Source organism: Paenibacillus sp. J22P218 (genome assembly GCF_056269195.1).
Genome location: NZ_JBWDNL010000008.1, coordinates 52,174 through 64,980, shown reverse-complemented (window position 1 = coordinate 64,980; position 12,807 = coordinate 52,174). Strand labels below are relative to the sequence as shown.

Annotated in this window: 12 protein-coding genes; 7 read left to right on the top strand and 5 right to left on the bottom strand. The window is 49.8% G+C overall.

Features of this window, described 5'->3' with window-relative positions; all coding sequences use genetic code 11:
• Positions 1-8 precede the first annotated feature (8 nt).
• Positions 9-803 (top strand): ABC transporter permease subunit, encoded by a 795-nt coding sequence (locus AC0YN0_RS27755; RefSeq protein ID WP_475824190.1) that lies wholly within the window; start codon positions 9-11, stop codon positions 801-803.
• Positions 804-850: 47 nt separating this feature from the next.
• Positions 851-1,558 carry a DNA alkylation repair protein gene (locus AC0YN0_RS27750; RefSeq protein ID WP_475824189.1) on the top strand — a complete coding sequence of 236 codons (708 nt, stop codon included), beginning with the start codon at positions 851-853 and terminating at the stop codon, positions 1,556-1,558.
• 229 nt (positions 1,559-1,787) lie between these two features.
• Here the strand turns inward: AC0YN0_RS27750 and AC0YN0_RS27745 are convergent, their stop codons facing one another.
• Positions 1,788-3,563, bottom strand: coding sequence for an ABC transporter ATP-binding protein (locus AC0YN0_RS27745; RefSeq protein WP_475824188.1), 1,776 nt, complete (start codon positions 3,561-3,563; stop codon positions 1,788-1,790).
• On the bottom strand, positions 3,556-5,325 hold the full coding sequence (locus tag AC0YN0_RS27740) for an ABC transporter ATP-binding protein (RefSeq protein ID WP_475824187.1): 1,770 nt from the start codon (positions 5,323-5,325) through the stop codon (positions 3,556-3,558). The genes AC0YN0_RS27745 and AC0YN0_RS27740 overlap by 8 nt, the downstream gene beginning before the upstream one ends.
• Positions 5,326-5,672: 347 nt before the next feature.
• On the opposite strand from AC0YN0_RS27740, the gene AC0YN0_RS27735 reads away from it, so the two are divergent.
• Positions 5,673-5,816, top strand: coding sequence for an RAxF-45 family protein (locus AC0YN0_RS27735; protein ID WP_475824186.1), 144 nt, complete (start codon positions 5,673-5,675; stop codon positions 5,814-5,816).
• Between the two features lie 200 nt (positions 5,817-6,016).
• On the top strand, positions 6,017-7,921 hold the full coding sequence (gene abc-f / locus AC0YN0_RS27730; RefSeq protein ID WP_475824185.1) for a ribosomal protection-like ABC-F family protein: 1,905 nt from the start codon (positions 6,017-6,019) through the stop codon (positions 7,919-7,921).
• Between the two features lie 304 nt (positions 7,922-8,225).
• On the opposite strand, the gene AC0YN0_RS27725 is transcribed toward abc-f, so the two are convergent.
• The 3 genes from AC0YN0_RS27725 to AC0YN0_RS27715 form a co-directional block, all read right to left on the bottom strand.
• The gene (locus AC0YN0_RS27725) at positions 8,226-9,581 is read right to left on the bottom strand and encodes a dipeptidase (protein WP_475824184.1); all 1,356 of its coding nucleotides are present in this window, start codon (positions 9,579-9,581) and stop codon (positions 8,226-8,228) included.
• A gap of 115 nt (positions 9,582-9,696) precedes the next feature.
• Entirely contained in the window at positions 9,697-10,254 is a 558-nt protein-coding gene (locus tag AC0YN0_RS27720) for a YdeI/OmpD-associated family protein (protein WP_475824183.1), read from the bottom strand.
• On the bottom strand, positions 10,244-10,693 hold the full coding sequence (locus AC0YN0_RS27715; RefSeq protein ID WP_475824182.1) for a VOC family protein: 450 nt from the start codon (positions 10,691-10,693) through the stop codon (positions 10,244-10,246). Before AC0YN0_RS27715 ends, AC0YN0_RS27720 begins: the two co-directional genes overlap by 11 nt.
• Before the next feature lie 183 nt (positions 10,694-10,876).
• Between AC0YN0_RS27715 and AC0YN0_RS27710 the strand changes: the two genes are divergently transcribed.
• From AC0YN0_RS27710 to AC0YN0_RS27700, 3 genes are all read left to right on the top strand, one after another.
• The gene (locus tag AC0YN0_RS27710; RefSeq protein ID WP_475824181.1) at positions 10,877-11,287 is read left to right on the top strand and encodes a DUF1259 domain-containing protein; all 411 of its coding nucleotides are present in this window, start codon (positions 10,877-10,879) and stop codon (positions 11,285-11,287) included.
• A 144-nt stretch (positions 11,288-11,431) separates the two neighbouring features.
• Positions 11,432-12,013, top strand: coding sequence for an RNA 2'-phosphotransferase (locus AC0YN0_RS27705; RefSeq protein ID WP_475824180.1), 582 nt, complete (start codon positions 11,432-11,434; stop codon positions 12,011-12,013).
• Positions 12,006-12,791, top strand: coding sequence for a TatD family hydrolase (locus AC0YN0_RS27700; RefSeq protein ID WP_475824328.1), 786 nt, complete (start codon positions 12,006-12,008; stop codon positions 12,789-12,791). Before AC0YN0_RS27705 ends, AC0YN0_RS27700 begins: the two co-directional genes overlap by 8 nt.
• Positions 12,792-12,807 lie beyond the last annotated feature (16 nt).

Below are 12,807 nucleotides of genomic sequence, written 5' to 3'. Positions count from 1 at the left end.
GGTGCAAAATGAATATCTTTGTTAGGGAATTGAAATGTTACCGGAAATCGATTATTTTTTGGAGCATTGGAATCATTCTGTTGCTTGCAAGCGGCATGAACAAATATGAAGCAACGGCATCCAGCGGGCAACTTAACAGCATGATGGATGATATGCCCAAAGCTCTCAAAGCGTTTATGGGCTCGGGGGATCTGGATCTATCCAAGGCTAGCGGTTATTTTGGAATCTTGGCCCTATACTTTTTGTTGATGGCAACGATCCATGCGGTTATGCTGGGGGCTAATATTATCGCAAAGGAAGAACGGGATAAAACGGCAGAGTTTTTATTCACGAAACCGGCATCGCGCAATCAAATCGTTACGGCGAAAATACTGGGGGCGTTAGCCAATGTCCTTATATTAAATATCGTTGCCTGGGTTTCGAGCGTAGTTATCGTAGGTAAGTACAGTAGTGGCGAAACAGTAAATGATGATATTGCCATCGTCATGGCCGGAATGTTCATTTTGCAGCTTCTCTTCCTAGTTATAGGAACGGCGATCGCTGCCGCATACAAAAACCCGAAAAAGGCAGCCTCGCTTGCAACAGGCATCCTGCTTATCACGTTCATTCTATCGATTGCCATCGACTTGAACGAGAAACTCAAAACCTTGAAAGTCCTCACGCCGTTTAAATATTTTGAAGCAAAAGATATTATGTATGGCGGTGGGTTGGATGTTGCATTTGTCCTCCTATCTATCGTATTTATTGCAGTTTTGACGATAATGACGTATATATTATTTAGGAAACGCGATTTGCATGTTTAAGAGACTTCTAAACGGTAAAACCTCTATAAAAAAGGAAGTGTTGAACGATGAATCTAGAAGAGGTTATGCAAGAGCTCGAAGCGCTTGGCAAGGAACGAATGAAGAAAATGTACATGTCTAATGGCGCGCACGAGCCGGTATTCGGCGTGGCAACGGGCGCTATGAAGCCTATTTTCAAGAAAACGAAAATCAATCAACCTTTGGCCGAGCAGCTCTATGCAACAGGCAATTACGATGCGATGTACTTTGCCGGCATTATTGCCGATCCCAATGCGATGACGGCAGCCGATTATGATCGCTGGATGGATTCGGCTTATTTCTACATGCTGTCCGATTTTGTGGTTTCGGTTACGTTGGCAGAAGCAGATATTGCGCAAGAGGTTGCCGACAAATGGATCGCAAGCGGTGACGAGCTGCGAATGTCGGCGGGGTGGAGCTGTTACTGCTGGCTGCTGGGCAATCGGAAGGACAGTGAATTTGACGAAAGCAAATTAGCCAATATGCTCGAGCTGGTGAAAAATACGATCCATGATGCTCCCGAACGCACGAAATATTCGATGAATAACTTTTTGTATACCGTGGCGATTTCCTATGTGCCGCTCCATGAAAAGGCGACCGAGATTGCTGAGGCAGTAGGCCCGGTAGAAGTCGGTAAGGACAAGAAACCAACCAAGCTTATACACGCTCTTGCTAACATTCAGAAGGAAGCGGCTAAAGGAAGGCTTGGTTTCAAACGCAGACATGTTAGGTGTTAAGCGCCGGCTGCGATCGAGCTCCGTTTTCGGGTAATGCGATTTAGAGGATGGCTGGCTGCGGATTTGTATGTTTTTTCGCACAATACGCTGCCCCCATGCGCCGTCCTGTCCACTTTGTACGATTATTCATACAACCTTTCATTGTAACGCAATAGTATATGTTGGAACAAAAAAGCCGAGAGTCCTTGTGAATAAGGATTCTCGGCTTTTTTTTACCGGCTCAGGAGGCTTACGCCTCCATCTTCTGAGCGGAGTGCAGCTTATAGTAGCGACCTCGCTGAGCCATCAGCTCGTCGTGCGAGCCGGATTCGGCAATGCCTTTATCGGACACATACATGATCCGATCGCAGTTCTTAACGGTGGAGAGGCGATGCGCGATAATGAACGATGTGCGTCCTTTGAGCAATTCATTCAAGCCTCGCTGAAGCAGGCGCTCGGTCTGAGCATCGATGGATGAAGTAGCTTCGTCCAATATAAGGATGCGCGGATTGGCAAGCAACGTGCGAGCGAACGAGATGAGCTGCCGCTGTCCTTGTGAAAGCTTCGAGCCCCGTTCATTAACCTCCGTCATATAACCTTTCTCGAACTCGCGGATGAATTCGTCGGCGCACACGGTTTTGGCAGCGGCGATAATCTCCTCCTCGGTGGCGTCGAGCTTGCCGTAGCGGATATTATCAAGAATCGTGCCGGAGAAGATGAAGCTGTCCTGCAGCATGATGCCCATTTGGCTGCGCAACGACTTCAGCTTCACCTCCGCGATATCATGGCCGTCGATAAGAATCTTACCGTTCGTTACATTGTAGAAGCGCGAGATCAGATTGACGACCGTTGTTTTGCCGGCGCCTGTAGGACCAACGAGAGCGATGCTCTCGCCCGCTTGAATATCGAAGCTCAGATTCTGCAGCACGTTGTGACCAGGATCGTAAGCGAAGGTCACATCGTCGAACGTCACTCGGCCGCGGATAGGAGGCAGCTCCCGTGCTTTCGGAATGTCGCTTACGGTTACTGGCTCATCTAGCGTCTCAAAGATTCGTTCCAAATAGGCAACGGCGTTGATAAAGCTGTTATATAAGTTCGAAATGCTGAGAATCGGCTGCCAGAAGCGCGCTGCATAGCTGCTCATGGCGAGAATGACGCCGAATGTGACTTCTTCCGGTCCAAGCGCCAGCAAGCCGACGAAATAGATGGCAGTCGTTACGATGGCCGCCAGGTTGTCCACCGAGAACGGGATCAAGAAGTTGAAATACATCGCTCTCATCCACGTTTTGCGGTAGTTGCCGGACAGGCGGGTCATGGTGCCTTCGTTATGCTGCTCGCGGGTGAAAATTTGGGTGACGCGAATGCCGCTGATGCTCTCCTGCATGTATGCGTTCATATTGGAGCTCTTGTTGGATACCGCTTGCCACGCCCTGCGCTGCTTGGTCTTGATGAGCAGCATGATGCCGAGGAAGACGGGCAGACCTCCGAGAATGACAAGCGATAGCTTAGCATTGACGGCGAACATAAAGGCGCCGATGAAGATCAGGTTCAAGATTTCCAAGATGAAGTTGATGATGCCGTTGGACAGCACATCCGATACCGAGTTAACGTAATTGACGACCCGGATAAGAATTTTGCCTTGAGGACGGTCGTCATAATATTGGAACGGAAGCTCTTGCAGATGCTTGAACAGATCCGTACGAATATCGAAGATGATATCCTGCCCGACACGGGTCATAATGCGCGAGCGTATCGTAGCTAGAATAACGCTGGCGACGATCGTAACAAGCGTTAACGCCGACCATCCGATCAGCGCCGTCTTGTCTTTCGCGGGAATCGTTACATCGACTACGTGCTGAATGATAAGAGGCGCGGAAAGCGCGATGCCCGCCGATAGGGCGCTCAGCACGAAAGCGATGATCATCGCCTTTTGGTGACGTCTAATATAGACGAGCGCCCGACGAAAGTGTCGGATATCAAAGGGTGACTCCAAATTCTCGTCGATGTCGAATTTATTTCTAGCCATGAGTGGTCACTTCCCTTTCAATGCCCTCGTTCTGCAGAATGAACACGTCGTAGTAATAGCCGCGCTTCTCCAAAAGCTCGGCGTGCGTGCCTTCTTCGATGACACGGCCGTTCTCCAAAATGAGGATACGGTCAGCCTGCGCCGTTGTAGATACGCGCTGGGCGATTATGATTTTGGTACAGGCGAAATCCAGCTCCCGTAGGCTCTGCTGAATATGCTCCTCCGTCTCGAGATCGACAGCGGATGTCGTGTCATCGAGGATCAGGATAGGAGGCTGCACGGCCATGGCACGGGCCAAAGCGATACGCTGCTTCTGTCCGCCGGACAAGCCGACGCCGCGTTCGCCGACGATCGTATTATAGCCGTCCGGCATCTTGCCGATGAAGTCGTGGGCGGCGGCGAGCTTCGCGAACTTCGTTACTTCCTCTTCCGGCATATCCGGATTGCCGTACGCGATATTGCCGTCTATCGTGTCGGAGAACAACAGGACGTCTTGCGTAGCTATGCCGATATTGCCGCGAAGCTCATCGAGCTCCAGCTTGCGTACGTCGGTGCCGTCCACTAGGACGCTGCCTTTCGCCACATCATAGAAGCGCGGAATCAGGTTGATTAGCGTCGTCTTGCCTGAACCGGTTGCACCCATGATCGCGATCGTCTCTCCGGGTTCGACCGTAAAGCTTATATCTTCAAGCACCGTTACGTTGTCGTATTTGAAGCTTACGCGGTCGAACTGGATGCGGCCCTGAAAACGTCGCTTTTCAACCGTGTTGTGCTTGTTGACGATTTCAGGATGCGCATAATAAACATCGATGATTTTGTTAAGGCTTGCAAAAAATCGCTGAATGTCATTAATGATAATGCCGATGTTGCGCATAGGGTTGGACAGCCCCCATATGAGCGCGGAGAAGGCAGAGAATTCCCCGAAGGTGATGCGCCCGTCCATGATGTATAGACCTCCTACAAGCATAAGGATCACGCTGAATGCCTGGGAGAATGTCTCTAAGTATGGGAAGTAGTCAAGCCATACCATAGCCGCGGTCTTGTTCGCTTTAGAATAGTTAACATTTTTCTCCGTGAACTTCTGGACCTCGAATTCTTCTCTCGCGAACGCCTTGACGACGCGATTGCCGGCGATATTTTCCTGGGTCGTCGTATTGAGCTGCGAGAGACGTTCCCGAAGATCGACATACATCGGGCGTACGCGCCTCGCGAAAATAAAGGCCACAATAAATATCGGCGGCGATAGGATAAGCAGCCACAAGGTCAGTTCGACGTCGATGAAGAAGAAATAGACGACTGCCGCTACGAACACGGTCAGCGATTCAATGATCGTCTTGATAATCCACGCCAAAGAGTGTCTTACCATATCGAGATCGCCCGTCATCTTGGTCATCAGATCCCCTGTGCGGTTGCGATCGTAGTACTTCATGTCTTGGCCTTGAATTTTGTTGTACAAATAAATACGGACGCGGTACAGCATGTTCTGCGATGCTCGTTCATACATGATGGTTGTAAAATAAGCCAGTCCCGTGCGCAGCAAGGAAAAGCCGATCATGCCGAGGCAAAGTCCGATCAGCAGCGCCTTCTCGCGCGATAGATTTTGCATGGCATTGTCGCCTGCGATAAACGTATCGACAATGCGTTGACCGATGTACGGGTTAATAATGGTCAGCGAGGAGCCTACTACAGATAGGCACAACGCGAGAATATATCGTACACGATCCCCTTTCAAATTGAGCCATAACCACTTGAATTGAAACATCTGATCACCGGTTTCTGTAAGTTTCTAAATTCTGAATTTCGGAGTGAAAAGCCCCCCCTGTTCATGGATGGGTTGCATCCAATCGAACTGAGACGGCTCCTCTTGCATATTACTATGGAAATTATAACATGTGAATTGGAAATATTGCGGAACAATTTTTTTATATTTAATTGGTACAAATTTATATGAAAATGATATATATCTTAGGGTGAAAATATGCAAAAACGCTAATTTTCAACCGAAATACATTAATTTTTTATTGCGGGGATTGTTGGGCGTTAGCCCGGTTGCCTTCTTGCCTTGGATTATGGTAACGTAGAACTATTAATGTGAAGGGGGTGAGGTAGGTGAATCACGAAATGGCCAACAACCGTATTAGCCAGCTGCCGATTGCAACGGCTGGCATTGTTCATGCATTTTCCGCGAACGGGATCCGTCTGTCCAATTACAATCATACGTTTGAACCATTCGCGAGAAGACGCCTACCTTAACCACAACGGATTTTTTTATTGTCCAGAGGGTCGCGGGCTTGTTGCCGCGGCTCTTTTTTTGACGTATAGGAAAGTATATGATTTTGCAAATACTTTCTCTATACGTTTCGACGAAACGTTGGCGTCTATAGATAGAACGCCGTCAGGTGTTTCTTCTTATGTACGCAAGGAGGGTCTTCATCCAACTGGAGGCTCTTTAAATGATAATAGTAAACATCCAACAAATAAAGAAATACCATGCGGCGAACCTTGTGCTGGACGGGGTGACGCTACAGCTTCAAGAGAGTGAAAAGGTTGGCCTGATCGGCTGCAACGGCAGCGGTAAATCGACGCTGCTTCGGCTTATATCGGGTCATGACGGGATCGACGAAGGTATGCTGACCGTCAAGAAGGATTTGCGTATCGGCTACTTGCCGCAGATTCCCGCGGAATTCGAGCAACTTACCGTTTATGAGGTGCTCTCTTACGGGTATCGGGAGCTTATGGTCACGAAGCGGGAAATGTCAGAGCTAGAAGAGCGAATGTCCGGCTCTGAAGCTGCATCGAATCCGGTAGCGATGGAGAGATTGCTGGAGGCTTATGCCCTTGTGCAAGAGCGCTTCGAACGAGGCGGCGGCTACGAGATGGATACGGCTATCGATCAAGTGGCGAGCGGATTGCAAATCGATCGGCGCAATGACGGGCGGAAGTTCGGCAGCTTGTCCGGGGGAGAGAAAACGCGTATTGTTCTGGCGTCCCAACTAATCGTACGTCCGGCCTTGCTTCTGCTGGACGAACCGACGAATCATCTGGATCTCAAAGGCATCGAGTGGCTCGAGCAGTTTCTGCAGCGTTACGAAGGCGCATGCGTGATCGTGTCGCATGATCGTTATTTCCTCGATGCCGTGGGAACGAAGATGATCGAGCTGGAGGATGGCGAAGCTCATACGTACCTCACCAACTACAGCGGGTACCTCAAGGAGAAGGAAGAGCGTCTTATGCAGCAGTTCGCTCAATATCAAGAGCAGCAGAAGGCGATCAAAAAAATGAAAGAAACGATTCGGCAGCTGGAGGAATGGGGGCGCATCGGAGGAAACGAGAAGTTTTTCAAGCGGGCAGCCTCGATCCGTAAAGCTTTGGAGAGGATGGAGACCGTGAAACGTCCCGTCTTGGAGCGGAAAACGGCGGATTTCGAGCTGTCTCCTCTTGAGCGATCCGGTCGAAAGGTTCTCGCATTCGAAGGCGTGACGAAGCAATTCGGCGGAAAAGCGATACTGAATGGAGCAGAGGGAAGTCTGATGTACGGCGAGAAGGTCATGCTTCTCGGAGACAACGGATCAGGCAAAACGACGCTGTTCAAGCTGCTTCAGAACGTCATGGAACCGGATGGTGGCAAGGTGAAGCTGGGCGCGCGCGTGGAAATCGGTTATTTGGCGCAGCAGGAGCCGGTTATCGATCAGAAGCTGACGGTACTCGATTATTTCCGCATCGAGGGAGGCTTGGAAGAAGGAGAGGCAAGAAGCGTGCTGGCCCAATATTTATTCTATGGCGCGGACGTATTCAAGCCGCTCCACATGATCTCAGGAGGCGAATGGTCGCGCCTGCGCTTAGCCTTGCTGGTGAGGCGGAAGCCGAACTTGCTTCTGCTGGATGAGCCGACGAACCATCTCGATGTCGCTTCGCGGGAAGCGCTTGAGGAAGCTCTGGAGCAATTCCCAGGCACGATATTGGCGATATCCCATGACCGTTATTTCATTAATCGACTTGCGAAGCGCGTATGGGAGCTGGAGCAAGGCAAGATTACCGCTTATCTCGGCAATTACGATGACTATAAGGTGAAACGCGGAGAAAGACAGGTATCGGCACCCGTACAGCTGCCGAAGAAAACGAAAGAGGCGCAAGGCGGCGGAACGGAGCGCCAAAACGATCGCAGGCGCGAGCAGCTAGAGCTCGAGATTGCCGTAATGGAAGAGGAATTGGCTCTTGCGGATATCGAATTGCACCGGCTTGACCATAGCGGCGATGCCGAACGCCTTGAAGCCAAATGGCGCGACAGGGAAGAGGCACAATCCAAGCTCGATGCGCTTATGGCCTTATGGCTGGAGCTGTCGGACTCCACTCCATGAACCAAATATTTTCGTAGAAAAAGGACCTCGGCCTTCACTTTATAGTGGAGTTCGAGGTCCTCTCGCGTATAGGTATATTCTCATGACGTTTTGCCTGTATTTCATATAGTCTAATCGGTCTCAATCGCCTGTTAAGCGACTTTTGAGTGGAAAACATACAGTCAAAACCGGCATTTCAGCCCTCGGCAGGGTTTCACCGTCCATTTGACTGTACGAAATCCAATCATACTCCGATATCGTATCGTTTCCAGCCATTTGACTGCACAAAATCCACTCCAATGCTAGGGCATCTCAAAATTAAAGCTTAGAGCTGTTTCAAGAACGCTACGATCGTAAGCAAGCCTTTGTCGAAATTCTCGAGATTGAAATGCTCGTTCGGCGCGTGCAGATTTTCGTCCGGGAGGCCGAAGCCCATCATGACGACAGGAGCTTGCAGGATGCGGGAGAACGTCTCGACGATCGGAATAGAACCGCCGTCCTTCGTGAACAGCGCGCGAGTGCCGTATACTTGCTCATAAGCGTCCGCTGCCTTCTGCAGCATTGGATGCGAAGGATCCATGTTGAATGCACGGGCTTGTTCGCCGCGTCGAATGACCAGCTTCGCTCCGGGCATGACGTGGGACTCCAGATGCGCCGTAATCCGATCAAGGGTGAGCGCGGGATCCTGATCGCCGACGAGACGGCAGGTGATCTTGGCATGAGCTTCCTTCGGGATGACGGTTTTTGTGCCTTCGCCTTGGAAGCCGCCATAAACGCCGTTCAGCTCAAGCGTCGGTCTTGCGCCTGTCCGCTCAACGAAGGAATAGCCTTCTTCCCCGTAGAGGGCTTCGAGACCAAGATTGCTTCGTAACTGCTCGTCATTGTGATTTTGTTTGAGAAATTCCGCGCGCATGTCCGAGGAGAGCTCCGGCACGCCTTCGTAGAAGCCGTCAACCGCCACTCGTCCTTGGTCGTCATGCAGGGAAGCAAGCAGAGATACGAGCGCATGCAGAGCGTTCGGAACGCCGCCGCCGAATGTGCCGGAATGTAGATCGGTATTGGCGGTCGTGATCGCGACTTCAAGCGAGCAAAGTCCGCGCAAGCCCGTCGAAATAGCCGGTTTTCCCGGGGCTAGAAGCGAGGTGTCTGATATGAGCACGACATCCGCAGCCAGCTTGTCGGCATGATCTTTCATAAAAGCGGGCAGATTCGGGCTTGAAATCTCTTCTTCGCCTTCGATGCAAATCTTCACGTTTACCGGAAGTTCATTTTCTTGTTCCAAAAGCGCTTCAATTGCTTTCATATGTAGGAACAACTGTCCTTTATCATCCGTTGCGCCGCGCGCATACAGCTTGCCGTCGCGGATGGCTGGCTCGAATGGAGGGGTATCCCAGAGATGCAGCGGATCAACGGGCTGCACGTCATAGTGACCATAGATTAGTACGGTCGGTTTACCAGGCGCGCCCAAATGCTCGGCATATACGATCGGATGACCTTTCGTGGCAATAATCTCCACCTTCTGCAGGCTGGCTTTCTCCAATTGGGCAGCCACCCATTTCGCGGCATCAATCATATCGTTCTTATGCTCGGACAATGCCGAGATGCTCGGTATCGTTAGAAATTGCTTCAACTCATCCAGATGTTGTTCCTTTTTGTTCCGAAAATAGCTCTCGTAACTCACAGGCAGCACCTCCTCATTTATTGTAGTTTTAGTATACCTGTTAAGACGGTGAAGTAAAACTTGTCTAAATGGGAGGGAATGCCCTGATTATCTTTCTAGGCTTCTGAACCTGCTTTTAATAGCCAACTAGTCGCCCATTATCATTCCATTGCCCATACATTTTGTTAGTACGGGTATGCTCGATAAATTTGGTAAATCGATTTTGAAACAAGGAAGCGTCTTGGCGCACGGACTGGATATTGTCGATCCGAATACGGACATAGAGCTCGGGCAAGCCTTGAAAGTTCTCATAGAGCACTTCGTCCTCGCGTAATTGAGCTAATATGTCTTCATGAATAACGAAAGATCCATCACTCATATCAGGCAGAACTTTACGTCCTGCCTCCGTCATTAAACCTAGTTTCTCCATACGGCGGACGCGCTCTTTATTGAGCTCGGTCCATTTGCTCCTTTTTCTCCGAGGGGAGAAACGTTGTGCTGTCTGTGTGTCGTTCATTTTTTTGGTTGTGCTGTCAATCCAGCCATAACATAACGCTTCTTCAACGAAATCCACGTAGTGTAAGGAGTAATTATCTGTAACTAGCCAGCAATAATCTTCCGTACCATGACTGTCACTTAGCCATTGCCGCCATTCTTGCCGACTTTCTACATGTACGATGTTATCAATGATCATGGCTTCGATCGCCCTTCACGAAGTTCAACATGTCCAAGTAATGCTGGTTGTACATGATGCCTAACACGTTACCGAATGGATCGATAACCGATGCCGTGATGAAGCCTTCCCCGCGGTGCTGAATTGGTTCGTACTCCTCGGCTCCCATCGCTTTCAGTCGGCTTACAGTCGCTTCAATATCATCCACATGCCAGTACATAATGGAACCGCCTAAGCCGGCTGTTGCTTGGGGAGGAGCATATTTGCGATTAATCAATCCCAGCTCATGCTGATAGTCGCCAACGCGGAACTCGGCATAGACGAGCTTGCCATCGGGTCCCGACCGTTCAAAGTAAGGTGCAATGCCAAGCAGCTCCGCGTACCATTTCGACGCAGCCTCCATATCCTCTGCCCAGTAGCTGATTGTTGCAAATCCTCTTAGTGTTTGGTTTGTATTCATCGTTCATTCCTCCAATGTTTTTGTTGTTGACTTCATTGTAAGCAACAATGTCTGACAACAGCGTGTCAGTGTTTCAGAACTATTTTTTTACAGCAAACATAGCAACTCTATTCTAGTTATTCATCCGGTTCATTCCTGTCCATGCATTCATACCATAATTGAAAACAGGGGAGGAATAGCTTTATGCCCATAAATGAATCGTTATGTGATCAGTTCTCAAGGATTATCGGAGGGGAATCCGGCTTTGCCGGAGGCAAATGTGTCTCTACTATTAATCGCAATGAAATAAAAGGCAAGATTCTAAGGAAAAGGTTTCGAGTTACGTCCTCTTTCTCGTTCGAGTCATTGAATGTAAGAACAGGCAAGGCTCTTTGTTTGGGTAGAGCAGCTTTCTTGGAAAAGGAAGTGAATCGATTTATTAAGGCTATTCGCAATCAAGGCATTAAGGTGTCTTCTGTCCACAATGAATGGCTATTCGAACAGCCACGCTTCATTTATATCAATATTGAAGCCGTGGACAAACCGCTTGTATTCGCTAGAAAAGTCAGACGCGCGTTGCGAGCGGCAAGGAATAAGCAGCATTCCTCGAGATGAGGGATGCTGTTTTTTTGTGATTGGAGCTTACGCTGCATTATTTTATTCTAACTATTATTTCCCACTCCCATCCGCTCCTAATCGTTTATAATCGTAACAAAGCAAAGTCGGTAAACGAAGCGATTAGAAAGTAAGGTGAACAAAATGCTGGATCAAGCAAAGGAAAAAACACTGAGCAAATTAATGACCAAGCTGCTGCGGCATGCGCCGGAGGCATTCGGCGTTGTTCTGAATTCCGAGGACGGATCATGCACGGTAAATGACTTAATAGAAGCGATGCAGGGCTTGCCCGAGTGGTCGGGGATTAAGTTGGAAGATATCGAGCAGGTGGTTCGCAACTCGGATAAGCAGCGCTTCGAAATAGAGAATGGACGCATAAGGGCAAGATACGGTCATAGTCACGATAAAGTAAGGTATGAGCCGGGGGAACCGCCTGCTATCCTGTATCACGGCACGAATGAGAAAGCTCTCCCTTCGATCAGGGAGGAAGGGATCAATCCGATGAGCCGTCAATACGTGCATCTATCGGAAGGCACTCATTTCGCTACACTGGCGGGAAGGCGCAGAGGCGAACTCGTTATTCTTAAAATAGATACAGCAAGCGCTAAGCAGCTTGGCGTTACGTTCTATTATGCGGGCAGTGAAGTATGGCTCGCAGATCATGTTCCTTCGGCATGCTGTTCAGTATGGAGCTTGGAGGAAAAGGAGAGTGCAAACCATAAATAACCGAATTATCGATATAGGTGTCAACCTGATGCATCGTTCGTTTCATCAGGATCGCGAGCTGGTTGTGGAGCGGGCGGAGGCTAATCAGGTCGGTCCTTTGATCCTTACTGGAACGAGCTTGAGGAGCAGCTCGGAAGCAGTCCGTTATGCGAGCCGTTATCCAGGGAAGCTATATGCTACTGCGGGTGTCCATCCCCATGACGCCAAGAGCTGTGACGGGCAGACGATAGCTAAGCTGCGACAATTGGCGGCGAACCCTGAGGTTGTCGCCATTGGAGAATGCGGTCTAGACTATAACCGAGATTTCTCGCCGCGCGATGTGCAGAGAAAGTGGTTTGGCGAGCAGATTCGCTTGGCGCTTGAGCTGGACATGCCGTTATTTCTGCATGACCGGGATGCTTTTACGGATTTTGTCGGAATGCTTAAGGAATATGAGGTGAAGAATGCGGTTGTCCACTGTTTTACAGGTACGCCAGCAGAGCTTAAAGCCTATCTCGAAATGGGTCTCCATATCGGGATTACGGGCTGGATATGCGATGAGCGAAGAGGCAAACATCTGAGAGAACTCGTCCGAATGATTCCGCTGGACCGGCTAATGATCGAGACGGATGCGCCGTTCCTGACCCCGCGTGATTTGAAGGAAAAGCCGGCTGGCGGGCGCAATGAACCTGCATTCCTGCAGCACATTCTGCGCACTGTGGCGCACTGCATCGGGCAGCCTGAAGAGGCGGTCGCCCAGGCAACTACGAAGACGGCGACAGCGTTCTTCCGAATTTGATCATCAAAGTGAGTAT

Coding starts and splice junctions, on each gene's coding strand:
- AC0YN0_RS27755 (WP_475824190.1), top strand. CDS start 9: ATGAATATCTTTGTTAGGGAATTGAAATGTTACCGGAAATCGATTATT.
- AC0YN0_RS27750 (WP_475824189.1), top strand. CDS start 851: ATGAATCTAGAAGAGGTTATGCAAGAGCTCGAAGCGCTTGGCAAGGAA.
- AC0YN0_RS27745 (WP_475824188.1), bottom strand. CDS start 3,563: ATGGCTAGAAATAAATTCGACATCGACGAGAATTTGGAGTCACCCTTT.
- AC0YN0_RS27740 (WP_475824187.1), bottom strand. CDS start 5,325: ATGTTTCAATTCAAGTGGTTATGGCTCAATTTGAAAGGGGATCGTGTA.
- abc-f (WP_475824185.1), top strand. CDS start 6,017: ATGATAATAGTAAACATCCAACAAATAAAGAAATACCATGCGGCGAAC.
- AC0YN0_RS27720 (WP_475824183.1), bottom strand. CDS start 10,254: ATGATCATTGATAACATCGTACATGTAGAAAGTCGGCAAGAATGGCGG.
- AC0YN0_RS27715 (WP_475824182.1), bottom strand. CDS start 10,693: ATGAATACAAACCAAACACTAAGAGGATTTGCAACAATCAGCTACTGG.
- AC0YN0_RS27710 (WP_475824181.1), top strand. CDS start 10,877: ATGCCCATAAATGAATCGTTATGTGATCAGTTCTCAAGGATTATCGGA.
- AC0YN0_RS27705 (WP_475824180.1), top strand. CDS start 11,432: ATGCTGGATCAAGCAAAGGAAAAAACACTGAGCAAATTAATGACCAAG.